This window comes from Chryseobacterium formosense (assembly GCF_900116415.1).
GTDB classification, from domain to species: Bacteria; Bacteroidota; Bacteroidia; order Flavobacteriales; family Weeksellaceae; genus Chryseobacterium; species Chryseobacterium formosense.
Genome location: NZ_FPAP01000009.1, coordinates 15,800 through 40,701, shown reverse-complemented (window position 1 = coordinate 40,701; position 24,902 = coordinate 15,800). Strand labels below are relative to the sequence as shown.

General features: G+C 34.4%; 28 protein-coding genes. 21 read left to right on the top strand and 7 right to left on the bottom strand.

The genetic code is table 11. From position 1 onward, the window contains the following. Positions 1–18 precede the first annotated feature (18 nt). The 16 genes from BM371_RS20110 to BM371_RS20040 all read left to right on the top strand — a co-directional run bounded on the left by BM371_RS20110 (position 19) and on the right by BM371_RS20040 (position 12,058). Positions 19–849 (top strand): hypothetical protein, encoded by an 831-nt coding sequence (locus tag BM371_RS20110; RefSeq protein WP_034672459.1) that lies wholly within the window; start codon positions 19–21, stop codon positions 847–849. Positions 850–994: 145 nt separating this feature from the next. After that, on the top strand, positions 995–1,273 hold the full coding sequence (locus BM371_RS20105) for a co-chaperone GroES (RefSeq protein ID WP_034672462.1): 279 nt from the start codon (positions 995–997) through the stop codon (positions 1,271–1,273). Positions 1,274–1,544: 271 nt separating this feature from the next. Further along, positions 1,545–3,170, top strand: coding sequence for a chaperonin GroEL (gene groL / locus BM371_RS20100; protein WP_034672465.1), 1,626 nt, complete (start codon positions 1,545–1,547; stop codon positions 3,168–3,170). 142 nt (positions 3,171–3,312) lie between these two features. Further along, positions 3,313–4,119: a DUF6602 domain-containing protein gene (locus BM371_RS20095; RefSeq protein WP_051882490.1), complete on the top strand. Its 807-nt coding sequence runs from the start codon at positions 3,313–3,315 to the stop codon at positions 4,117–4,119. A gap of 129 nt (positions 4,120–4,248) precedes the next feature. Beyond that, positions 4,249–4,635: a hypothetical protein gene (locus BM371_RS20090; RefSeq protein WP_228376689.1), complete on the top strand. Its 387-nt coding sequence runs from the start codon at positions 4,249–4,251 to the stop codon at positions 4,633–4,635. 112 nt (positions 4,636–4,747) lie between these two features. Continuing rightward, positions 4,748–5,686: a Kelch repeat-containing protein gene (locus BM371_RS20085; RefSeq protein WP_131430852.1), complete on the top strand. Its 939-nt coding sequence runs from the start codon at positions 4,748–4,750 to the stop codon at positions 5,684–5,686. A 111-nt stretch (positions 5,687–5,797) separates the two neighbouring features. After that, positions 5,798–6,313, top strand: coding sequence for a DinB family protein (locus BM371_RS20080; RefSeq protein WP_034672471.1), 516 nt, complete (start codon positions 5,798–5,800; stop codon positions 6,311–6,313). Positions 6,314–6,389: 76 nt separating this feature from the next. Next, entirely contained in the window at positions 6,390–7,070 is a 681-nt protein-coding gene (locus tag BM371_RS20075) for a hypothetical protein (RefSeq protein ID WP_034672474.1), read from the top strand. A gap of 150 nt (positions 7,071–7,220) precedes the next feature. Next, complete coding sequence (gene arr / locus BM371_RS20070) at positions 7,221–7,646, top strand: NAD(+)--rifampin ADP-ribosyltransferase (RefSeq protein ID WP_034672475.1); 426 nt, start codon at positions 7,221–7,223, stop codon at positions 7,644–7,646. Positions 7,647–7,719: 73 nt separating this feature from the next. After that, on the top strand, positions 7,720–7,974 hold the full coding sequence (locus BM371_RS20855) for a dihydrofolate reductase family protein (RefSeq protein ID WP_228376690.1): 255 nt from the start codon (positions 7,720–7,722) through the stop codon (positions 7,972–7,974). A gap of 27 nt (positions 7,975–8,001) precedes the next feature. Continuing rightward, entirely contained in the window at positions 8,002–8,265 is a 264-nt protein-coding gene (locus BM371_RS20850; RefSeq protein ID WP_228423591.1) for a dihydrofolate reductase family protein, read from the top strand. A gap of 5 nt (positions 8,266–8,270) precedes the next feature. Next, on the top strand, positions 8,271–8,630 hold the full coding sequence (locus BM371_RS20060; RefSeq protein WP_034672476.1) for a DUF2200 domain-containing protein: 360 nt from the start codon (positions 8,271–8,273) through the stop codon (positions 8,628–8,630). A 42-nt stretch (positions 8,631–8,672) separates the two neighbouring features. Then, entirely contained in the window at positions 8,673–9,113 is a 441-nt protein-coding gene (locus tag BM371_RS20055; protein WP_034672478.1) for a DUF1801 domain-containing protein, read from the top strand. Positions 9,114–9,166: 53 nt separating this feature from the next. After that, positions 9,167–9,910, top strand: coding sequence for a phytanoyl-CoA dioxygenase family protein (locus BM371_RS20050; RefSeq protein ID WP_034672480.1), 744 nt, complete (start codon positions 9,167–9,169; stop codon positions 9,908–9,910). A 67-nt stretch (positions 9,911–9,977) separates the two neighbouring features. Further along, positions 9,978–10,892 (top strand): hypothetical protein, encoded by a 915-nt coding sequence (locus tag BM371_RS20045; protein ID WP_034672482.1) that lies wholly within the window; start codon positions 9,978–9,980, stop codon positions 10,890–10,892. Positions 10,893–11,290: 398 nt separating this feature from the next. After that, positions 11,291–12,058, top strand: coding sequence for a DUF3575 domain-containing protein (locus tag BM371_RS20040; RefSeq protein WP_034672485.1), 768 nt, complete (start codon positions 11,291–11,293; stop codon positions 12,056–12,058). 49 nt (positions 12,059–12,107) lie between these two features. Here BM371_RS20040 and BM371_RS20035 read toward each other — a convergent pair whose 3' ends face one another. After that, complete coding sequence (locus BM371_RS20035) at positions 12,108–12,323, bottom strand: hypothetical protein (RefSeq protein ID WP_034676842.1); 216 nt, start codon at positions 12,321–12,323, stop codon at positions 12,108–12,110. Positions 12,324–12,698: 375 nt separating this feature from the next. Here BM371_RS20035 and BM371_RS20030 point away from each other — a divergent pair, with 375 nt between their 5' ends. After that, the gene (locus BM371_RS20030; RefSeq protein WP_051882492.1) at positions 12,699–13,049 is read left to right on the top strand and encodes an FEKKY domain-containing protein; all 351 of its coding nucleotides are present in this window, start codon (positions 12,699–12,701) and stop codon (positions 13,047–13,049) included. On the opposite strand, the gene BM371_RS20025 is transcribed toward BM371_RS20030, so the two are convergent. From BM371_RS20025 to truA, 5 genes are all read right to left on the bottom strand, one after another. Then, positions 13,044–14,795 (bottom strand): ABC transporter ATP-binding protein, encoded by a 1,752-nt coding sequence (locus tag BM371_RS20025; protein WP_034672486.1) that lies wholly within the window; start codon positions 14,793–14,795, stop codon positions 13,044–13,046. The genes BM371_RS20030 and BM371_RS20025 overlap by 6 nt on opposite strands. A 123-nt stretch (positions 14,796–14,918) precedes the next feature. Continuing rightward, positions 14,919–15,686, bottom strand: coding sequence for an alpha/beta hydrolase (locus BM371_RS20020; RefSeq protein WP_051882496.1), 768 nt, complete (start codon positions 15,684–15,686; stop codon positions 14,919–14,921). A gap of 84 nt (positions 15,687–15,770) precedes the next feature. After that, positions 15,771–16,358: a Crp/Fnr family transcriptional regulator gene (locus BM371_RS20015; RefSeq protein WP_034672489.1), complete on the bottom strand. Its 588-nt coding sequence runs from the start codon at positions 16,356–16,358 to the stop codon at positions 15,771–15,773. 59 nt (positions 16,359–16,417) lie between these two features. After that, positions 16,418–16,759 carry a hypothetical protein gene (locus tag BM371_RS20010; protein WP_034672492.1) on the bottom strand — a complete coding sequence of 114 codons (342 nt, stop codon included), beginning with the start codon at positions 16,757–16,759 and terminating at the stop codon, positions 16,418–16,420. 33 nt (positions 16,760–16,792) lie between these two features. Then, entirely contained in the window at positions 16,793–17,527 is a 735-nt protein-coding gene (gene truA, locus BM371_RS20005; RefSeq protein ID WP_081874512.1) for a tRNA pseudouridine(38-40) synthase TruA, read from the bottom strand. 191 nt (positions 17,528–17,718) lie between these two features. Here truA and lpxK point away from each other — a divergent pair, with 191 nt between their 5' ends. From lpxK to BM371_RS19985, 4 genes are all read left to right on the top strand, one after another. Continuing rightward, positions 17,719–18,747 carry a tetraacyldisaccharide 4'-kinase gene (gene lpxK / locus BM371_RS20000; RefSeq protein ID WP_034672497.1) on the top strand — a complete coding sequence of 343 codons (1,029 nt, stop codon included), beginning with the start codon at positions 17,719–17,721 and terminating at the stop codon, positions 18,745–18,747. Positions 18,748–18,963: 216 nt separating this feature from the next. Next, the gene (locus BM371_RS19995) at positions 18,964–19,479 is read left to right on the top strand and encodes a TlpA family protein disulfide reductase (protein ID WP_034676848.1); all 516 of its coding nucleotides are present in this window, start codon (positions 18,964–18,966) and stop codon (positions 19,477–19,479) included. 254 nt (positions 19,480–19,733) lie between these two features. Continuing rightward, positions 19,734–20,825 (top strand): DNA polymerase IV, encoded by a 1,092-nt coding sequence (dinB, locus tag BM371_RS19990; protein WP_034672501.1) that lies wholly within the window; start codon positions 19,734–19,736, stop codon positions 20,823–20,825. A 55-nt stretch (positions 20,826–20,880) separates the two neighbouring features. After that, positions 20,881–22,341, top strand: coding sequence for an alpha-amylase (locus tag BM371_RS19985; RefSeq protein WP_228376691.1), 1,461 nt, complete (start codon positions 20,881–20,883; stop codon positions 22,339–22,341). 236 nt (positions 22,342–22,577) lie between these two features. Here the strand turns inward: BM371_RS19985 and BM371_RS19980 are convergent, their stop codons facing one another. Continuing rightward, positions 22,578–24,719 (bottom strand): S9 family peptidase, encoded by a 2,142-nt coding sequence (locus BM371_RS19980; protein WP_051882498.1) that lies wholly within the window; start codon positions 24,717–24,719, stop codon positions 22,578–22,580. Positions 24,720–24,902 lie beyond the last annotated feature (183 nt).

Genomic DNA, 24,902 nt, shown 5'->3' with positions numbered 1-24,902 from the left:
CAATCTATCAGAATAAACATGAAAAAATCCATTATACTGTTATTTATCTTTTCATTCTCTTTTGTTTTTTCCCAAGAAGATGTCTACTTCGGTAAAAAGCCCTCTGTAGCGGCAGAAATCATCATGGAGAACGGTGATGTAAAAACCGGTTATCTACAAAATTTTCAGAATCCAAGATTCGTACATGCAGACATGCTATTGTTGGGAAATATTGAGAAAAAGCTGAGATTTGAAATTGATGAATTTAAGTTTAAAGAAGAGCAATCTTCAGCTATTGAAAAAATTGGTATAAACGATATTAAGAGAATTATCATTCTCGACAAAAAAGACGGTTCTGAGAAACTTGTTTATGACAAAATGAAGCTTAAAACAATTAATGTAAAAGGTGAAATTATTGATGTTAACAAAACAGTTATTTTACCTTTAGAACAGGAAGGAAAAGCAAATCTTTACGGAATAAACATTGTTTTCACCCAGAATAACAGATATACAAACAACATTTATCTGCCGTATATGAAAAAACCAGATGAAGAATATGGATATATCGTCATTGATCTTAACAGAGTAAATTTCTTCAACTTAGGAAAAATTGATGATAAGTTGAAGAAAGCAATTTATGAAGTAACGAAAGATTGTATTCCTTTTGCAGACAATTTAGATAAACGCATAAAAGAATTTGAAGATGATGTAAAAACCGCAAGAAAAGAAGGCTTTGAAAAAAAGAAAGAATTAAGAAAATTAGCCAAAAACAGAGGAGAAGGTTTTGATGCAATGAAAATTGACTATGAATATGCCAGTAAACCTTACATGGATCTTCTTGACGAATACGAGCAAAAATGCAGAAAATAAAATACAGGCTTCCTAAATTCAGGAAGCTTTTTTTCTGCCAAAATTTCACACTTCCCCTCAAAAGTCTGCCAAAATTTTTAAATAAGCCTCTTGGCATACAATTAGCGAAAGACTATACAGAAATAATTAAAAAATTAAATATATTATGTCAGTAAACTTTAAACCATTAGCAGACAGAGTTTTGATCGAGCCGATCGCTGCAGAAACTAAAACAGCTTCAGGTATTATTATTCCGGACACCGCAAAAGAAAAACCACAGGAAGGTACAGTAGTAGCAGTTGGATCAGGGAAAAAAGATGAGCCAACAACTGTAAAAGTGGGTGACAAAGTTCTTTATGGAAAATATTCAGGTTCTGAATTGAAACTGGAAGGAAAGGATTATTTAATTGTAAAAGAAGGAGATCTTTTAGGAATCATCGGGTAAGATTTTTTCTTGATTTAAATTTTAAACATTAAGAAATTTAGTTAGTTAAATTTCATCTTAAAGACTGATTAAGAATATCTTCGACATTTAAGCGTCCTGCTTAATTTTGCCAAAGGCAAATTCTTAAAATATCTTTTAATAAATTTTTTTTCTTAAATTCTTAATGTTAATATATAAATCTAACAAGCTAAAATTAAAATCAAATTATAAAATTAAACACGCGAATCGCTAAGGACAAAAGCCAAAAGCTATTCGCCAAAAGCTTAAAACAATGGCAAAAGAAATAAAATTCGATATTGAATCAAGAGACGCTTTAAAAAGAGGGGTTGATGCATTGGCTAATGCAGTAAAAGTAACATTGGGACCAAAAGGTAGAAACGTGGTAATCGAAAAATCTTTCGGTGCACCTCACGTAACGAAAGACGGTGTTTCTGTAGCAAAAGAAATCGAACTTGAAGACAGAGTAGAAAACATGGGAGCACAAATGGTAAAAGAAGTGGCTTCCAAAACCAATGATATCGCAGGAGACGGTACAACTACCGCTACTGTTTTGGCACAGGCTATCGTAAGAGAAGGTCTTAAGAACGTAGCTGCTGGTGCAAACCCAATGGATTTGAAAAGAGGAATCGACAAAGCGGTAACTGCAGTTGTTGAAAATCTAAAATCTCAATCTAAAACGGTTGGAGATTCTACAGAAATGGTAAAACAGGTTGCTTCAGTTTCTGCTAACAACGACGAAACAATTGGATCTTTGATCGCTGAAGCTTTCGGAAAAGTAGGTAAAGAAGGTGTTATCACTGTAGAAGAAGCTAAAGGTATCGATACAACTGTTGACGTTGTTGAAGGTATGCAGTTTGACAGAGGTTACCAATCTCCATATTTCGTAACGAATCCTGAAAAAATGGTTGCTGAGGTAGAAAATCCTTACATCCTTTTAGTAGAGAAGAAAATTTCTTCAATGAAAGAATTGCTTCCTGTTCTTGAACCAATTGCTCAAGGTGGAAAATCTTTATTAATTATCTCTGAAGAAGTTGAAGGTGAAGCTTTAGCAACTTTAGTGGTAAACAAATTGAGAGGTTCTCTTAAAATTGCTGCGGTAAAAGCTCCAGGATTCGGAGACAGAAGAAAAGCAATGTTGGAAGATATCGCAATCCTTACAGGAGGTACAGTTATTTCTGAAGAGCAGGGTTTCACTATGGAAAACATTACGTTGGATATGTTGGGAACTGCTGAGAAAGTATCAATCGATAAAGATAATACTACAATCGTAAACGGTGGTGGTGAAGAAAGCAAAATCAAAGGAAGAGTGGCACAGATCAAAGCTCAGATGGAAACCTCTACTTCTGATTACGATAAAGAAAAATTGCAGGAAAGACTGGCTAAATTAGCAGGTGGTGTTGCCGTTCTTTATGTAGGTGCAGCTTCTGAAGTTGAAATGAAGGAGAAAAAAGACAGAGTAGATGATGCACTTCACGCTACAAGAGCAGCAGTTGAAGAAGGTATTGTTGCAGGTGGTGGTGTTGCTTTGGTGAGAGCTATTGCTGCTTTGGAAAACCTTACAGGAATCAATTCTGATGAGTCTACAGGGATCAAAATCGTGAAAAGAGCGATCGAAGAGCCATTGAGACAAATCGTTGCTAACGCAGGTGGTGAAGGTTCTGTAATTGTTGCTAAAGTTGCGGAAGGAAGTGGAGACTTCGGATACAACGCTAAAACTGACGAGTATGTCAACATGCTTGAAGCAGGTATCATCGACCCTACGAAAGTAACAAGAGTTGCCCTTGAAAATGCAGCTTCTGTTTCTGGAATGCTTCTTACGACTGAGTGTGTAATCACTGAAGTGAAAAAAGACGAGCCAGCTATGCCAATGGGTGGTGGAATGCCGGGAATGATGTAACGCGGCGTGTCGCTGAGACAATATTTTTTAAAACCGTTCAGATTTTTCTGGGCGGTTTTTTGTTGGATTCAATATAGTAAAGAAGTTTCTTTGAAGCTTTAACTTTTATATTTAAATTTGATAAACTAATAACAACTTTAATATGCCAAATTATGTATACAAAGCTATTTTAAAATCCGAAATTGAAAAATTTTGTCATGAATTTTCAAATACCTCAAGAGAAGTATTTTATAATGATGAAGTTGGAAGAATTTTTCATAATGCAGAATATGGCAAATATCGAGAACGAATTGTAAAACAGTTTTTAAGGTTTGTAATTCCTAAAAGATTAGATATTAATTCAGGCTTTGTATTGACATCTAATAATGAAATAAGTACTGAATGTGATATTATAATATATGATCAAAACTCCACTCCTCTGATCCAAGATTCAGAAAAACAAAATTTTTACCCTGTTGAAACTGTCGTGGGAATCGGAGAAATTAAATCTACTTTGAATAAAACAGATTTGAAAATCGCATTAAATAAACTTGCCAGAAATAAATCACTTCGCAAATCGGTTAATAGTTCTAATACAACGATAAGGAGAGAAGCGACAGGAAATTTTGATCTAAAAATGCATCCCGCAGATAATATTTTTTCTTTTTTAGTTTGCGAAAAACTAGATTTTAACATTGATAATTTTAACATAAATGAATTGTATGATAATGATATAGATTTTTATTTAAAACACAATTTATTATTGAGTATTAAAGACGGTATTTTTTTACACAGATATAATTTCAGAGGAGAATTAAAGCTTGGATTGTATCCAACTCAACAGAGCGAAATGGTATGTATACAGATTGATGATGATGGAATGAGTGCTCTTGAGATCTTTTCACACTATATGTTTATGGGAACTTCAACAGCTACAATATATTACCCTGATCTCATTCAATACCTCTAAATTCTCCCAGCTCCTCAAAGTCTCCCGACTTTGAGGCATTAAAACAAATTCCAAAACATGAACAAACTCCAAATTATAACAACCTTACTCGTATTTATTTTCCTAACTAACTGCAAAAACTCAGAAACCATGAAATACAAAGTCGGTCAAGAGTGGAATTATAAAACTCGCAAAGGAGAAGAAAACTCTACTCTGAAAATTTTAAAAATAGAAGAATATCCAAAACATGGAAAGGTCATTCATATTTCAATTGGTGGATTGAAGGTGGGAAATCCTGATGTGGAAAAAGGTTTTGCAAATGAATTTACGCACATTCCAATTTCTGAAATAGCATTAGATAAAAGTGTTACTAAATTAAAAAATGAAAAAGTCAAACTGCCCGACTCTATTGATGGATATTCTTATTGGAAAAAAGAATTTGACCAGGGAATTGCCGGTATATTTTCAATCTCAGTTTATGAAATTGTAGATTTAATGGAAGAATCAATCATCACTAGAAATGGTGTTATTGAATAGATTACATTATTTTAATGTGCTCGATGTCGCGGATTTCCAATCCATGACTTTTCCCTATATTTAAAAAATATTTCTCCACACAGGAAATCAATTAAACCAAACCTCAACGTCATTGAAAACAAAATTATTCCTCATTTCACTTTTCGGTTTATGTTTAGCCAATGCGCAAATCCTAAACTTTAAACATCTTTCGGATATGTCTATGCGCAGAGGAGCTGTAACCAGTGCCATTGCAGGTGACAATATCTATGTGAGCAATGGGTATAAAGATTCGGATGGCAATGCTACAATTATTGAGAAATACAGCATTAAAGATAACCGTTGGAGTGTCATTAACTCCAGTCTGGTTCCTAAAAGATTTGCCAATTCGGAGACTTACAATAATAAAATTTATATTTTTAACGGTTGGGGAAACAGCCATCTTGAAATTGTGGATCTTGAAACTCATAAAGTAACAAAGGGAGCTGTCAATCGTGCCTATACAGGAAATGCAGGTTCTGCCATCCATAACGGAAAAATATATGTATTCGGCGGCAGTGGGCTAAATAATGCTGCCACCACAGTATTTTCTGACAGATTTCAATATTACGATATTGCTTCAGATACATGGAATCCGTTACCGAATATGCCAACTGCCAGAGAAACAAGAGGCAAAATTGTGAATGATAAGCTGTATGTCATTGGTGGTTTTAACGGTACATCATCTCGTCTGGTCAACGTATTCGATCTCAATAAAAATGAGTGGACTGAGCAATATACGATGCCTGCCGCGATATCCGGTCATTCATTAGCGGTTTCCGGTAATAAGATTTTCATTGCAGGCGGTTATAATAATCAGAATTTCTTGGCCTACTTTGATACAGAAACCAATACGTTGCATCGGTTATCATCCAATATGATTCCCAGACGACATGCTGCTGCGGAAATATATAACAATAAATTATACATCATGGGTGGAAGTACAGCATCCTCAACCAAATCAGCGATTAAAAGCATTCAGGTTGCGGATATTAGCGAAGAAGCACTTTCCTCTCGTGGCCAATCAAATTAAAAACAGATATTCATCAAATAATAGAATACCGCTCTTTAATTAATAGAGTTTTTTCTTTATTCCAAATCAAAGACTTTTCATTAATTTTATAATACCAAACTATAAAATATCATGAATCTAAAAACATTAATGACACACACCGCTCAGTACAACAACTGGGTAGTCAACAAGTACATCGACTGGCTTTCGACAAAGTCCGATGAACAGCTTAATCAGGAAGTTATTTCAAGTTTTCCGACCATCCTGAAAACATTGCATCATATTTGGCAAACGCAGGAATATTGGTGGAGCCACATTGGAGAAAATGATGATTTTGATTTTGAAAAAATCTCTGCAACTATCGACAAAGAAGGAATTTTCAACGGCATCAGAAACAATTCAAAAAAATTGGTGGATTATGTCGAAAGTTTATCCGAAGAAGACCTTGCAAAAAATGTAAAAATCGAATCTCAATGGTTTCAGTGTGATTTTTCAAAGTATGAATATATTCAGCACATTGTTTTGCACGGAACGTATCACAGAGGACAAATTGTAACGATGGGACGAAATGTCGGAATCACCGATGCCCCAATGACCGATTATAACTTTTGGAATATTTATAAAGATTCTGAGGTGACAGTAGGTTAATTAAATATGATTTAAATATTCAAACCGTTTAGAATTCTGAGCGGTTTTTTATATTTTTACGACAAAATCATTATTGATGAAACAAAGATTAATCTTTCTTTTTCTTTTGATATGTAGTTTGCTAATTGCTCAACATTTTCCTTTTAAAAATGAGAATAAATTTGATACTAAAGAATACAAAAGAATTCGAGATTCGTTGATTACCAATCCTCAAAAAAATACATCTCAGACTGTACAAGAAAATAGTATCTTTTACGATACTCACGATGGAACAAATATCATCATGCAATACAATAAAGATGGCGGTCTTTTACAGATAACCAAAGGCTCTTATTGGATTCTCTATAGTTATTTTGATAATCTGCAATTACGATCAAAAAAAGAAAATATAAGTCGGCATTATTCAACAGGTATTTGGAAAGAATTTGACGAAAATGGAAAATTGCTGAAAGAAGAAGATATGGATATAATGCATGATGACAGACCCGAGTATATTGACAAGAAAATAAAGCTTATAAGCATAAGAGAAATTGCCACAAAACTCAATGCTACTTTTCAAAAAAACATGTTCAACGATATTAATTTTTTTGATTTAAGACCTTTCATTGATGACAAAACAGGTAAATGGGTATATCGAATATTATTTACAGATAAAACAAAAGAGAACACTCTTCTATTTTTCGATTATGATGCCCATAATGGGAACTTTATAACGAAAAATTTAATTACAATACCAGAGGGATTTGAATGGCATTAAATTTATTCCTGCTTAAAACTGACACATCCGCTTAAGCAAAAATCGTTTTTATATTCCATACTCAAAACTATTCATTCCAAGAGCGGTTTTCCAATTTAAAAACAAATTCCTAAGTTTACAAGTTGTTCCAACCCTAAAAAAACTCCCACAATGGAAAACAAAAAAGACGAACAGGTTCTTGATAACGGCCCATTTTATCACGGTACAAAGGCTGATCTTCAGATCGGAGATTTGCTGAATGCAGGATTCGGATCGAATTATCATTCTGAAATCATCATGAATCATATCTACTTTACGGCGTTACAAAACGGAGCCGGTTTGGCTGCCGCACTGGCAAAAGGTGATGGTCGCGAAAGAATTTATATCGTAGAACCGACAGGTAAATTTGAAAATGATCCCAATGTAACCGACAAAAAATTTCCGGGAAACCCTACCCGATCTTATCGCAGCACTGAACCTCTCAAAATTGTCGGTGAAATAAAAGAATGGATCAGACTAACGGATGAAGAACTTCAAAACTGGAAAGAAAGGATAGCAAAACTTCATGAAAATCCGGATGCCGAAATAATCAATTAATTTTAGTTGATAGTTGATGGTTTTTAGTTGCTTGCTAAGACAATATCTAATCACATTTCAGTTATAATTAAATATGAAAAAAATAATTCTGGATCTTGCCACCACTTTAGATGGGTTTATAGAAGGACCAAACGGAGAAATCGATTGGTGTATTATGGATGATGACATGAATTTTGATGGTTTTCTTTCAAATATTGATTCCATTTTCTATGGAAGGGTAAGTTACGATTCTTGGGGAAATTATCAACCCGATGAAAATACAGGTTCCGAAGAAATCAATCTTTGGGAAACCATTCATTCAAAAAATAAATTCGTATTTTCAAGTTAGGAAAGAGAAGATCAGAATGCAACTTTTATTAATTCTGATATTGCAGAAAAAGTTACAGAAATAAAACAACAAGAAGGAAAAGACATTTGGCTTTACGGTGGCGCAAGTCTTATTAAAATTTTTATTGAGCTAAATTTAATTGATGTTTACAGAATCTCTCTTCATCCGGTTGCTTTAGGAAGCGGGAAACCTTTATTTGAAGATTTGAAAAGCAGGCTAAATTTAAAGCTATTAAAAACCAATATTTTCAGATCAGGAGTTGTACAATTGATCTACAAACCTGTAAAATAAAAACCATGCAAAGCAAAAATTTCGAAAGGGTTTACAAAATGTCATTTGCCGGAGTTTATCCGCATTATATTGAAAAGGCAGAAAAGAAAGGGCGTACAAAGGAAGAAGTGCACGAAATTATTTTCTGGCTGACTGGCTACAATGAAAAAAGCTTTCAGAAAATTCTGGAAAACAAAACCAGTTTTAAAGATTTTTTTGAACAGGCTCCTAAGATCAATCCCAATGTTTCATTGATCAAAGGGGTAATCTGTGGTTATCGTGTAGAAGAAATTGAAGACGAACTTATGAGAAACATCCGTTATCTTGATAAGCTGATCGATGAACTGGCAAAAGGTAAACCAATGGAAAAGATTTTAAGGAAATAAAGTCATGATGATTTTTCAAAAGAATTTTTAAATTTTAATACGATGGCAAAACCCAACAAAACCACCGAAACACAAGAAAATGTAAGTGATTTTATCAATTCTTATGTAGAGCAGGATCAAAAAAAAGCCGACAGTTTCGAGTTGATTAAACTCATGAGCAAATGGTCTGGCTTTGAGCCTAAAATGTGGGGACCAACCATTATCGGATTTGGCAGCTATCACTACAAATATGCAAGCGGGCACGAAGGTGATATGCCACTCATCGGTTTTTCACCCCGCAAAACAGAATTTTCATTGTATGTTCATTCTCCAAATGAAAACAACCAACATTTATTGGATGATTTAGGTAAATTTAAAATGGGAAAAGCTTGTATTTACGTGAAAAAGTTATCTGACATTAATATTGATGCATTAGAGAAAATCTGCAAAGCCACCATTGCGTATCTCAACGAACATCATGAATGTGCTTGCAGAGAAAAATAATATATCTGTCTAAATAATTTTCTTCATTTTGACGACAATTAACAACTAACATTATGGAAAACATACTATTTCAAGATTATAAAGACTCGGGTTATATCTATTTAGAAAATTATTTTTCTGAAGAAGATTTAAAAGATCTGGAATTAATCTTACATAAATTCCATGATAACTGGTTGAAAGAAAATGAAAAATATTATCAATCCGGGTTAATCAACAGCCATAGTCTTACTTCAAGCAAATTCATTACGCAAGACGAGCGGCTTGATATTTTTAAATTCATTATTCAGGATAAAATTTCAGAGATTGTTCGTTCACTATTTCACGAAAAAGCTATATTTCTGAATACACAGCTGTTCTTTGATCCATTTAATAAAAATCAGGACAATTATTGGCATCGTGATATTCAGTACACCGGAATGAGTATCGACGAACAAAAAGAAAAAATCAAAACACAAAATGTTATTCATTTCAGAATTCCTTTGCAACCTGAAATAGGAATTGAACTTATTCCTTCCACACACAAGAACTGGGATTTGCAGGAAGAAGAGGAAACCAGACTTTCATTAAATGGAAGAAAACCAAATAACAATCTTCAGCGAGGAAAAACAGTCAGCCTAAATCGTAGCGACCTGTTAATTTTTTCCGCCAACATGATTCACAGAGGTTTGTACGGAAATAACCGTTTTGCTTTCGACGTAATTTTCTGTGACGACACCCCTGAATTTCGGACTTTTATTGATTTTAAAAATCATCCGTCTCAAGATGAATTGCAATTTTTAAATTCTGAACTTTTTTGATGTAATATCTACCAATCGTGAATTGTCTTTAAGGTAAATTAAACTTAAACCAAACGCTTTTCCGATTATGAAATACAAATTACTGATCATATTATTCATCGCATTTTTTTCTAATGCATTTGCTCAGGAAGCAGAAAAAGTAACTTTTAAAGACAGCAAGAATTTTTATTACAGAATTGTACCAGAAGGAAAACCTCAAGGAATGATCGTTGTTTTACCGGGAGGAGGCGAAAATGCAGAAAGAGTAATGAATCAAATTTACCTGGATGAATTAGCTTATGCAAAAGACATGCTCGTTCTGTTTACAAATTGGGAAGAAGACGGAGACTTTTTTTACAATGCCGATCAAAAATTTTTAGACAGAATTGTTAAAGATAATGTTGAAAAATATGGCATTCCAAAAAACAAAATTTCTATTGGCGGACTTTCTGGTGGCGGAATGTTAGCGATCACTTATGCAGAAAGAGCTGTTAGAGACAAAAATACATACTTCGTTCCGAGTTCAGTTTTTGCTATCGATCCGCCACTCGATTATGAAAATATGTATTACAGGCTCGAAAGAGATATTGAAAGAAATTTTTCTGATGCTGCTGTGAATGAAGCAAAAATGTTCAACAAAGAATTAGTCGCTGCAATTGGAACTCCCGATAAAAACAGAGATAAATATTTGAAAGAATCGATGTTCACTTACCGAGACAAAGATGGTGGAAATGCAAAATATTTAATGAATATTCCAATCTTAATGTATACTGAAGCCGGCATTATGTGGCAAATGAAAAATAGAGGAAGGAATATTTATGACCTCAACTGTGCTGATATTACAGCAATGATGAATTTACTAAAATTAAGAGGGCACAAAAACGCCGACCTTATTATTACGAATGATCGTGGGATAAGACCAGAAGGTTTCAGACACCCTCATTCCTGGAGTATTATGGATTCTGAAGAATGCTTAAACTGGATTTTAAAGCATTTTAATTAAGGTTTTTTAGTTATGGTATAATGAGCGTTGAAGCGTGATGCCATTTTCCAATTTATCCCAATGTTGTTCAAATTACAAGTTTATTATAGACACCTTAAAATCTTCACAACTTTGATCACCCAACTTCCATCAATCATCAAAAATCTTCTCTGTTTCATACAATAATTTTAAGTAACTAAAGATATAATTTTAACGTAGAGAAAAATCCATCTGAATATTTCAGGTGGTTTTTTTAAGAAAAATTACCAAAGAATTCGCAAACAAAAATGATTATTATTAAAAAATTTACATCAAAAATAAAATTTTAGAACGGTTTTTGATTGAACGGTTCTGTAGACCATGTTTTCATTGAAAATATCGCCAATTACTACCACACCATTTAATCAAAATTTGAAGCTATGAAAAAAATATTGCTATTTGTCCCTTGCTTTCTGCTGTCGGAAGTCACTGCACAGGAAATCACTACCATGTCACAGGCACACTCTACTCCTGAAGATAAAATGAATATCATAAAAACGAACATTACGGGATATGCTTTCAGAAATATTAATTTGTCATATGAAAGATCGATCAACCGTTGGTTTGCGATCAATGTAGGTTTTGGAACCGTTGTAGAAGGAAAAGTTCCCTTTATGAATGCTTTTTTGAGTGAAGAAGATGAAAAAGATTTTCAGAATCTGAGAATTAAAGCAACGAATTTCACCATCGAACCGAGATTTTATATTGGTGAAGGCTATGGAAAAGGATTTTATTTTGCGCCATATTATCGTTATTCCAAAGTTTCATCCAATACTTTTGATTTTACATATGATTATACCGCATTAAACACAACCTACCCTATTCCGCTAAAAGGAAACGGAGAAGCAAGCGGAAACAGCGGCGGATTGATGATCGGTGCACAGTTTTTCTTAAACAAACAGCACAATCTTGTCCTAGATTTCTGGATTGCAGGAGCACATTACGGTTCAGGAAGAGGTGATTTTAATCTTACCAGTGATGTCATTTTGACGCCCGATATGCAGGCTCAGCTAAAAAAAGAAATTGAAAATCTCGATATCCCTTTCGTTGAATATACGGTAGAAACCAATTCTAACGGCGCAAGGGTAAAAGTAGACGGTCCTTGGGCAGGTTTCAGAAGCGGGTTTTCTTTGGGTTATAGATTTTAAAAGAATATAAAATAAAAAACGCCTTCGATTTTGGAGGCGTTTGATATTTTTAACTGGCATAACATTCTTTAAATCTCGAAATAAGATGATCTAAGGTATGTCTCTGTACATAAACTGTTTTTACTTCTTCGTATCTGGGAGATTTGTAAAACACTTCATGGAAATCCATACTGCCGTTACCTACTTTTACAATTTTTTGAACATCGATGTTCAACTTTTTCAATTCATCTTTTAAGACCTGAAATTCGTCTTGGATATTATTCATCTTTATATTTTTGTTTTTAATTAAAAAAATAACAAAATTCACATAACTAACCCCTGTTAAAAACAACAAAAAGCTAATTTTTTAATAAATTTAGCAATTCTATCTGAAATAACCATAGGGTTAGCCATATTTTTTATAGTTCTTCTAAATAACAAAAACTATACCTAAGTTCTTAATTGTGAATTTAAAGTGAATTTAATATTAACTCAATGTTAACAAATGCAGCATTAATGATGCTTTGCATAATTGTTTCTTAATGAATCATTTAGATCATTTTTTGAAAAGAGTTCTTTATACAGAGAAAAAATTTGAGTAGGATTTATTAAAATTTTTAACCTAGACACCATTTAATCATCAAAAAGGAAAATAGAAGCCATGAATTTCATCAAAACAACTTTTGCTTTAGGATTAATTGTATCTTCAACTTTCATTTTTGCACAGAAATATGAACCTGTCGTTCTCGAAACCAAAAAAGGAAATGAAAATAAAAGTGTTTCAGACAAAAAAGAAGACGTTAAATATTTCATACAGTTTGGGATCATGTCTAGAAATCATGATCAGTTTAAAAACAAATATGGCGTTGGTGTCGTTTACGAAAACTGCGTTATCACTACTTACATGTCTGAAAAAGCAAAAAAGAACAATCAGGAAGTTGCCCGATATTTAACCGAAAAATATGGTGAAAGCTGGAAAAAAGATTTAGAAATAATTCCTTACGGATTATAACTTTTCTTCTACTTCAATTTCATGCCTTAGCTGAGCCTTGTATAGCGTGGCATAATATCCGTTTTTATCAAGAAGCTCAAGATGTTTGCCTTCTTCAACGATTTTACCGTGCTCCATCACAATGATTTTATCAGCTTTTTCTATAGTTGAAAGTCTATGCGCGATGATGATTGACGTTCTGTTTTTGGTAATCTTTTCGGTAGCTCTTTGGATTAATTTTTCACTTTCGTGATCAATTGAAGATGTAGCTTCATCCAGAATAAGAATTTTCGGATCAGATAAATACGCTCTGAGGAAAGACAGCAATTGTCTTTGTCCTAATGAAATTGAAGAACCTCTTTCGCTCACCACATACTCATAACCTCCCGGAAGCTGCTCGATAAACTGATCTACTTCAATTTCTTTTGCCGCCGATTTTATTTTTTCTAAAGTAATCTCATCATCGCCGAACGCAAGATTTTCATAAATGCTTCCGTGGAAAAGAAATACATCCTGCAAAACGACACCGATATGACTTCTGAGATTGTACAGTTCGTAATCTTTTAATTCAACATCATCAATAAAAATCTCTCCTGAATTGATGTCGTATAATCTTGTAATCAAACTGATGATTGTAGATTTTCCTGCTCCGGTAGCTCCGACAATCGCAACAGTTTCTCCCGGATTTACTTTAAAATCTATTCCTTTTAAAACTTCCTGCTTTTCATCATAAGAAAAACGGACGTTTTTGAATTCTATCTTTCCGTGGAAATGGTCCTTTTTTACCGTTCCCGTATTGGGCATCGCATAGTCTTCATCCATTATACCCAAAACTCTTTCTGCACCAACAATGCCACGCTGAATATTGTTGAAACGGTCTGCAATCTGTCGCAAAGGACGAATCAGCATCGAAATAAACTGAATAAACGCAATCACAACACCTGCACTGATGGTAATATAGCCTCCGTAAAAAAGGACAAATCCGATGAACAGGGAAGAAATCAGTTCAACAACAGGGAAAAACAAAGAGAAAATAAAAACGGTTCTCAGCAAAGCGCTTTTTAAAGTGATATTGATCTCATCAAATTTTTTAAATTCCGCCTGTTGCCTGTTGAACACCTGAATGATCGGCATTCCCGCCAATCTTTCCTGAACGAATGAGTTTTGATTGGAAGTCCATGTTCTTTCATCGCCAAAAGCTTTTTTTAATCTCTTTTGAAAAAATCGCGTAATGACAACCATTAAGGGTAAAATCGCAAGAGAAATATAACTCAGATGCACATCGACCTGGAACATCATAAAAAGTACAAAAATAATTCTCAGAACATCGCCAAAAACCATCAGAAAACCGTCTGTATAAACTGTCGCAATAGTTTCAACATCACCAACGGCTCTTGTCACCAGCTGACCGATCGGAGTTTTATCAAAAAAAGCAGTTCTGAAATAAATCAGCTTATTATAAAGTTTCTCACGAATATCTCTGATCACATTTTGAGAAATATAATTGGAGAAATAAACCAGAAAGAAATTTAAAATCGTTTCCGCAAAAACAAGCCCTACCAAAATATAAATATGTCTTATCATCAAAGCTTCATCTTTCAGCTTTGTAATGTCGTTATCTACAATCTGCATCGTAAGATAAGGTCTGTAAGTAGAAACAACGGATAATATAACGGAAATAATCAGGGTAAAAATAAACCAACTACGAAACTTCATCCCAATGAAGAACAGCCTTTTTACAATTGCCCACGTATCTTGTTTTTTCATTATAGAAATTGACGTAAAGAATTAATTTGAAAAAATTCTATGCAAAAATACGGCTTTCTAACTTTACAACCTTTACATGGATGTAAAATAGTCATAGAAAAAACAAGATTAGATGATATATTTTTATTGTTTTTCAATCCAGTTCAAAACATACCCTGCAACTTCTTCCCAACCTTTTTCACCCGCAATAAAATGACTTCTTCCTTCAAATTCTTTAAAATCAACAACACTGTTTTTATCTTTATAAGCGTCAGCAATTTTTTTTGAAAATTTTGCCGGGAAAATATGATCATTAGAACCTGCAATGAACAACAATGGCTCATGAGGTTTGTTTAAATCTAATTTTGCTGAAGATTTGAAAAGCGGATCTCTCGCCAGTTTTCTGCTTTCGGGAGCAGCAACGGTTTCATACAGTTTATCGCTCTCTTCTTTTGAATAATTGTTGAAAAATGCCTTATGATACCACTCTTTTGAACCTAAAAATGCAGTATTTCCTTTAAAGAAATTCACAACCGGCCAGACAATTTTTACTGTAGAAAAAGGAGCCATTACGTTTTTGGGAGGCGCACCATCAATGCTTACTCCTGCAACTGCTTTACCCATATCAATCAGTTTCTGAACCATCAATCCGCCGAACGAATGTCCGATGATAATTGGTTTCTCGGGAAGTGAATCGATGAACCCCGACAAATGAGCAACCACTTCATCAAAACCTACATCTTTCAAATGCGACGGTATATTTTTCTTTAAATCTGAAGTATTTCCATCATGCCCCGGGTTTGCCGGAGTGTGTACGGTGTAGCCTTTTGTTTCGAAATAAGTTTTCCATTCTTTCCAGCTTGTATTGTTCACAAATAATCCATGAATTAATACGATAGTTTTTGTTTTCATAACTTTTATTTTAATTGGTTTTAAATTATGAGACAAAGTTCTGCGAATAAAACGAGGATAATTTTAACCTTGGTTAAAATCGTATTACTTACCCGAAATTCTTTTCCGGATCCTGCTCAATGATGGCCCCTGAATTCCCAAATAAGAAGAAATATGATACAACGGAACATTATTAAAAATATCGGGATGCTGTTTGATCAGGTCTAAATATCGTTCTTCAGGAGATTTTAAAATAAACCCTTCAATTCTCGACATGGTAATGTTGAATGCTTCCTGTGCCAATAATCTTCCAAATTTTTCCCAACGGTGCGACTGATTATATAATGAAAGCAAATCGGTATATCGAATAAAAATAATCGAAGCATCCGTTAAAGCCTGAGTATGGTAATCACACGGAATCTGATTGATGAAACTTTTAAAAGAAACCACAAAACCATTGGCAGAATACAAGAAAACATTTTTTTCTTCCCCCGATTTCTCATCAATTGTGTAAGAACGGAAAACACCCTCAATAATAAACCCAAAATAGGTACAAACCGTTCCCCGAAGATTATAGAAATCTCCTTTTTTATAAATTTTAGGCAACCAGTAATTTTCAGATAACTTGAAATCCTCTTCTGTGAGTCCTGCAAAATGATTGAGGGCAAATGCTAGTTTGTCGCTTTCATCCATGTTTTTAGTTCTTAAAAATTAAAATGGCGACTTTGAAACATCAAGTCATCATTATTTGTTTATAATTCCTTATTTCCTATTTCCTCGATTTCCAAAGCCGGATTTTTTGTAATTGCTTTTTTAAATCTGTTTTCAAGAACTCTGTAGATTCCGTATACACCTGCTATTGCAAACAACCAGCTGATAATATTAATTCCTGAAAAACCTGTGTAATTATTTTCGTTTAGGTAATTCGGGTTCTTAAAAACCATGAAAACTTCGTACGAAGTCATAAAGAAAATCTGAAAACCTATATAAAGACCAATCGCCAAAAGACCGAAATGCCATTTTGTTTTGCCGAATCTTTCAGCCAAACCCGCATAATAACGATAAGCTCCCACAAGAATAATTATTGACATCATCGTTTTTAGTTTGGTATAAATTTAATCATTTATTTAAAATTCATACCCAACATCCACCAAAAAAAGTGCATGAGCCGGAGCAGAAGTTCCTGCCGAGTTCCGGTCTTTGTTTTCGATCACTTTTCTCACATCTTCTGGCTGAATTTTTCCTGAACCCACCTCAACCATCGTTCCGACAATTGCTCTTACCATATTTCTAAGAAAACGGTTTGCTGAAATGGTAAATTTCAATTCAGTTCCGTTCTGTTCCCATTCTGCTTTGTACATTTTGCAGAGATTGGTTTTGTTGTCGGTGTGAAGCTTTGCAAAACTCGTAAAATCTTCATATTCAAATAAAATTTTACAGGCTTCATTCATTTTATTAATATCTAAAGGCTTTCTCCAATATTGCCATGCTGAATCCTGAGTGAACGGATTTTTTTCTAAAGAAATATAATACTCATATGTTCTGAAGGTCGCATCAAAACGGGCATGAAAATCATCTTTAACCTGAAAAATTCGTTTGATCCCAATATCTGCAGGTAAAAAACTGTTGAGCTGATGAACCAGTTTGTCATTCAGAATCTGCTCGGTATCAAAATGGGCAAACATTTTTTTGGCGTGAACTCCGGTATCGGTTCGTCCTGCTCCGGTTGTTTTAATTTTTTCCCTTAAAATTGTTGAAAGCGCTTTTTCCAGTTCCTCCTGTACAGAAATATCTTTCGGCTGAATCTGATAGCCAAAATAATTTTTACCATTGTAAGAAAACTCAATAAAATATCTCAATATAATACTATTTGAATGGTATGAAACAATCTTTTACAGTATGACCGGAATCATAAAGTAATTTCAGTTTAAATCGCATCTTAAACCTTTTGCAAAAATACTTTAATTTGATGATAAAAAAATATAGAATTTTGTTGAAAACTCATTCAAAATAGCTTCCTAAAACCTATGAAAATTCTTATTTTTGCAAACGTATGAAAAGATGGTATCTCTATCCTTTTTCTTTAGGTTATCATATGGTTACGGGCATCCGAAATACCATGTATGATCTGGGAATTTTTAAATCTACGAAATTCAAGACTCCGATTATCAATGTCGGCAACCTTTCTGTGGGCGGAAGCGGAAAATCACCAATGGTAATGTATCTCGCAAAATCTCTGTCTAAATATTACAGAACAGGGGTACTTTCCAGAGGTTACGGAAGATTAACGAAAGGATATGATGTGACCAACTACGACAGTAATTACAAAACTGTAGGTGATGAAGCGATGCAGCTTTTCGAGCGTTTTAAAAACCGTTTTGTAATCGCTGTTTCCGAAGAGCGTGTTCCCGGAGCCAAAAAAGTAATCGATGATATGGATCTTGATGTTTTGATTCTTGATGATGCGATGCAGCACAGAGCGATCAAAGCAGGATTTAATATTCTGATGACCGATTTTAATGATCCTTATTTTAAAGATCATCTTCTTCCTGCGGGAGATTTAAGAGAATCCAGAGCGGGAGCAAATCGTGCCGATATTATCATGGTCAGCAAATGTCCTGATGAACTGACCGAAGAAACCAAGCAGTATTACATCTCAAGAATCCGTCCGACAAAATCTCAAAAGGTATTTTTCTCATCAATCGGATATGATGAAAATGTTTACGGAACAAGAGATAAAATGCTTCCCGACAACAATCTGAATTATTACGATATTCTATTAATAACAGGAATTGCCAACCCCAAACCGTTGTTGACGCATTTGGCTAAATTTTCCCAGCGTGTAAAACATCTGAAGTTTAGAGATCATCATAATTTTTCTGATGCTGACATTAAAAATATTGTCGCAGAATATAAAAAACTGGGCGAGTACAAATTAATTCTGACCACAGAAAAAGATTACGTTCGTCTGAAAACTTTCGATTATCTGCGTGACCTGGTTTATTACTGGCCAATCAACGTGGTGATTGATAGAAAGGAGGAATTCAATCAGGTGATTATGAATTATGTGAATAGAAAATAATTTCTGTTTGTCATTGACTTCGTCGAATCTTCGATTTCTGAATGGAACGAAGTGAAATGAAGAATCTCTAATTACTTTTTAGATTCTTCCTTCGTCAGAATGACAAAGCTGCTGAATTTTCTTTTATAGATTATTTCAATCCTTAAATTTCTGCCAATTCATATTATTTCATTCCTATATTCCATTTCAATGTTTAGATTTGTAAAAAATTTAGATATGAAGCAGATCATGACGGTCATGATGTTGAGCATGTTCACTTTGGGTTGTGCACAGGAAACTCCTCAGGTTTCAAAAACCGAATTTTCAAAAGAAGCACTCAATCAAAAGCTGGAAGATGAAAACGGAAAAAGCACCAGCGTTCAGGAAATATTAGATCAACATAAAGGCAAAGTTTTGGTGATTGACTTTTGGGCAGGTTGGTGTAGAGATTGCCTTAAAGCTTTACCTAAAGCTGAAGAATTAGAGAAAAACAATCCGAATATTGATTTTGTATTCTTTTCTTTAGAAAGATCAAAAGAGAAATTCGACAGCAGCTTGGAAAGATTCAGCATGAAAGAAAAAGAAAATTACTGGTTTGCTGAAGGTTGGAAAAACGATTTCAACAATTACATCGACCTCAACTGGATTCCGAGATATATGGTGATTGATCAAAAATCGGGCATCGCAAAATATTACGCAATTTCTCCGGAAGACCCGGAAATTCAGGCAACGATCGATAAACTTTTAAAGTGAGGTTGAGACTAAGGTTTATGGTGATTAAACCTACAAAAATTCATTGAATTTCATAATTAAACTACAAAAGTCACAAAAGTTTTTTTTAAGCTTAAAATTTTGAAAGCAGAAAATTCACAAAACATGAAAATCAAAGATTTTCAAAAACTTAAGTGTTCTTTCAATTATTTTCTTTAACAACTTTAAATTAGAACTAAAGCTTTTGTGACTTTTGTGGTTAGACTAAAGAATCTAAGAATCCATATCTTTGTGATATGGATTCTCCGTTTCCGCTCCGCAAAATAATTCATGTTGATATGGATGCATTTTATGCCTCCGTGGAGCAATATGACAATCCTGCTTTGCGTGGAAAAGCAATTGCCGTGGGTGGTGGTCATCGCGGAGTGGTTTCTGCAGCGAGTTATGAAGCGAGAAAATTTGGAGTTCGTTCTGCAATGCCGAGTAAGACAGCCAAAGAAAAATGTCCGCATCTGATTTTTGTTCCGCCCAGATTTGCACGATATAAAGAGATTTCAAAAAAAATCCGTGAGATCTTTCACGAATATACCGACTTGGTAGAACCACTTTCTTTGGATGAAGCTTATCTCGATGTTACCGAAAACAAAAAAGGAATTGAATCTGCCAATCAGATTGCAAAAGAAATCCGCCAGAAAATATTTGAACAGACCGGCTTAACTGCTTCTGCAGGAATTTCGATCAATAAATTTTTAGCAAAAGTCGCTTCAGATATTAATAAACCGAACGGACAAAAAACCATTCATCCCGAAAAAGCCGAACAATTTCTTGAAGAGTTGCCTATTGAGAAATTTTACGGGGTAGGAAAAGTGACCGCCAATAAAATGTTCAGTCTGGCAATTTATAAAGGAAAAGACCTTAAAAAAAGATCTCTTGAAGATTTAACGAGACTTTTCGGGAAATCAGGCACTTATTATTATAATGTAGTCCGTGGAATTCATCTTTCGGAAGTGAAGCCTCACCGCATCCAGAAAAGTGTTGCTGTAGAACGTACTTTTTTTGAAGATCTTTTTGATGAACAGCAGATCAATGAAAAACTTCAGAATTTGAGCGAAGAACTCCACAACCGACTGCAAAAGAACAATATTTTCGGAAGATCTTTAACGTTGAAAATTAAGTACAAAGATTTCTCATTATTTACTAGAAGTTTTACGAAAGAAGAGTATTTCAGTTCGCCGGAACAATATTTTACGACGGCAAAAAAACTTTGGGAACTCCGCCCTTTCGATAAAGCGGTACGATTATTGGGACTATCATTATCACACCTCAACACAGAAGAAAAAAAGCAGATTTCGGTACAGCTTAAAATTCCGTTTGAGGATTTTGAATAATTATAAAATCAAACTACTTGATATCACAAAATTTACTTTTATTATGAACCAAACCATGATACAATTTTTCCATTGGTATTCTGAAGGAAAAGGAAAGCTATGGAACCACGCTAAAAAACAGGCAGAATATTTATCCGGTTTAGGAATTACCTCAGTTTGGTTTCCCCCGGCTTACAAAGGTACAGATGGAGAGAATTCTATCGGCTATGACGCATATGATCTTTTCGACCTTGGAGAATTTGAACAAAAAAATTCTGTTTCTACAAAATACGGAACCAAAGAAAATTATATAAATGCCATTCGAGCCTTAAAAGAGAAAAATATTCAGGTTATTGTGGATGTTGTTTTAGGACATAAAGCCGGTGGCGACGAGCTTGAAAAATTCAAAGCAGTAAAAGTTGACGAAAACAACCGTGAAAAAGTGATTTCTGATGTTATTGAAATTGAATCTTATACCAAATTTACATTTCCCGGAAGAGGTAAAAAATATTCTGAATTTGAATGGAATTTCACCTGTTTCAGCGGTGTAGATTATGCCGAAGGAAGAGATTCGCACATCTATAAAATCAAATCGGAATACGGTGATGACTGGGAAGAAATGATCGATGACGAGAAAGGAAATTATGATTATCTTATGTTTAACGATATTGAGCATAGAAATCCGCACGTTCGGGAAGAACTCAATAATTGGGCAAAATGGTATTTTGATGAAACCGATTTTGACGGCGTGAGATTAGACGCTCTAAAACATATTTCTTTTGATTTTTATAAAGAATGGCTTACTTTACTTCGTTCCAATTCAGGGAAAAACATCTTTGCGGTTGGAGAATATTGGGCTCCAGGATATTTGAATTTACTGCAAAAATATATTGAAGCCACAGAAGGCTGCATGAGTCTTTTTGACAGTTCACTTCAGAATAATTTTCATACGGCATCCAAAGAAGGCGACTCTTATGATTTGCGAAATATTTTAGCTGAAACTTTGACGGAAGCTGATCCGCTACATTCGGTAAGCCTTGTTGATAATCACGATACACAACCGCTGCAGGACTTGGAAGCTCCTGTTGAAGCATGGTTTAAACCAATTGCATATGCACTGATTTTATTAAGAGAAAAAGGTTATCCGTGTATTTTTTATCCTGATTTGTACGGAGCACATTATAAGGATAATGACCGTGAAGGAAACGAGCAGGAAATTTTTCTTGATAAAGTAGATGGTATTGAAGAACTTCTAAAAGCACGTAAAGAAAATGCTTACGGAATCCAAAGAGATTATTTCGAAGATGCCAATTGTTTGGGTTGGGTACGTGAAGGAGATGATGAACATGATGGCTGCGCAGTTGTTTTGAGCAATAAAGACGCTTACACAAAGCCTATGGAAATGGGTGAAAAATATATCGGAAAAACATTTTATGATGTATTGGGACGGTCTGAAGAAAAAGTGATAATCAGAGAAGACGGATGGGCAGATTTTCCTGTTCCTGCAGGAAATGTGAGTGTTTGGATTCCGGAATAATATCTTTTTTTGACTCTCAGATTTTGCTGATGACGCAGATTTTTAGATTCAATAGGAACGGGCTTTAGCCCGTTTTACTTTAAAGAGATCTCAAATGGCTTTAGCCGAAATCTATAATAAGTTTTGGCTAAATCCTAAATTGGATAATGATTGTGTAGTTGGGCTAAAGCCCAACTTTATTGATAAAACTTTAATCAAACAAAAAATCCAGTCTAAAATTAGACTGGATTTTGTTATTATTTCTTTAGATACAAATCAAAATAGTCGGTGACTTTCTGCATCAGATGCACTCTGTCTTTTCCGATTACATTGTGCGGATGTCCCGGATAAACAAAATAATCCATCTGAATGCCGTGGTCAACTGCAGACTTAATGAACTTCATCGAATGCTGCCAAACAACCACATCATCCTGCGCACCATGAATCATCAGTAATTTTCCTTTTAAGTTCTGAACTTTATCCAGAAGATTTGATGTCGCATATCCTTGAGGATTTTCCTGTGGAGAATCCATATATCTTTCGCCGTACATAATTTCGTACATGCTCCAGTCGATTACCGGACCACCTGCAACACCAACTTTGAAAACATCTGGTTGACGAAGCATGAAGCTTGTCGTCATAAATCCACCGAAACTCCAGCCGTGAATACCCATTCTTTCTGAATCTACATAAGGAAGCGATTTCAGATAATCAACTCCTTTCATCTGATCGTTCATTTCCGTTGTTCCCAAGTTTCTGAAAACAGCCTGCTCAAATTTAAGTCCACGGTTTGCAGAACCTCTTCCATCCATGGTAAAAATGATATAACCGTTCTGAGCCATATATTCATACCATAGGTTTCCTGAAGCCGGGAAAGAATTGGTTATAAGCTGTAAATGCGGCCCGTTGTATAAATAAACAATCGCAGGATATTTTTTATTAGGATCAAAATTGGTCGGAAGAATAATCTTACCGTACAATAAAGTTCCGTCATCAGCTTTCAGGTTGATGCTCTTTACTTCCGGACGAAGGTAATTCTTTAGTGGGTTTTCAGATTTTAGAAGATTTGTAGCTTTTAAAGTGGTTGTATTAAGAATATCTGCAACTCTTGGCATTGTTGCGTTGCTGTAAGTGTCATATAAATAATTACCGTCATTGCTCAATATTCCTGAATGCATTCCTTCTGCATTATCTAATCTTTGTGTCTTGAAAGTATTCCAGTTGATTCTGTATAAATGTCTTTCGGTAGGACTTTCCTGTGTAGAAGCGTAATAAATCTCTTTTTTATTTTCATTAAAACCTAAAATATCGGTTACCAACCACTCCCCTTTTGTAATCTGAGCGATAAGACCTTTTTCTAAGCTATAATGGAACAAATGGTTGTAGCCCGTTCTCTGACTTTGCCAGATGAAATCTGTATTTGAATTCGGGAAAAATACCAACGGATGTTGAGGCTCCACATATTTATCACTTGTTTCTTCGAATAATGTATTGATGAAATTTCCTGTAACAGCATCATACTTATTCATTCTTAAATGATTCTGACCTCTGTTTAAAACACCCACAAAGATGAATTTAGAATCAGGACTCCATGTAACCGCAGTTAAATACTGATCTTTTTCGCCTTCAATTTTCAGGAAAGTCGTTGACTGGTTTTTGATATTATAAACACCCAAAGTCACCTCATGAGAAGTTTTTCCTGCCATCGGATATTTTATATTGGTATTTACAGCAGGCGTTACAGACCAGTCAATAATCGGGTAATCTGCAACCATGGTCTGATCCATTCTGTAGAACGCTATATTTTCAGAATTGGGAGAAGGGAAAATTCCCGTATCGATTCCGAATTCGTTTCGGTGAACATTAGAAGCTCCGTTGAGAATATTTTCATTGGTATCATTTGTTACCGCAACTTCTTTTCCGTTTTTATTAATAAACAGATTATTACCTCTCGTGTACACCAAAGTCTGATTATCCGCTAAAGTTTTTACATTTTCAGAACGATCTCCAAGAACTACTGAACGTTTCACTTTCCAGTCACTACCCGATTTTTCTAACCAATACATTTGATTATTAGCTGTAAAATAGGCATCAGAATTGGTCGTAAACTTTACAGGAGGAAGTCCTTTCAGCTTGTTATCTGCAAAATTTTTGTTTACCTGTGTAAGGGAGATCAACGTATCCTGCTTATTGGTTTTAATATCGGTGATCAGATAACCTCCTTTTACCCCATGAATGTAAGATTTGCCATCGTCCGACCATGAGAACTGTGAAATATTTTTCACAGCAAGATTGGTTCTTGTACCATTTACTGCTTCAGCCATGGTAAATTTCTGGGTTTGCGCCAAAGCTGTACCACCCAAAACTACCATTAATAAAGAAAATTGATGTAGTTTCATTTTTAAAAATTGAATCTGTCAAAAGTAAGAAATAAAATGCACACGTTAAGAAATGTTAAAATAAAACATTCATAAACTATGCTTTTACTAATTAAATTTTAATATTAAACTTTATAGGTTTTGATAAGACTCCTGATTTTTTCTTTTAAATGACAAGTATTTTAATGAAAACTGAAATCATAG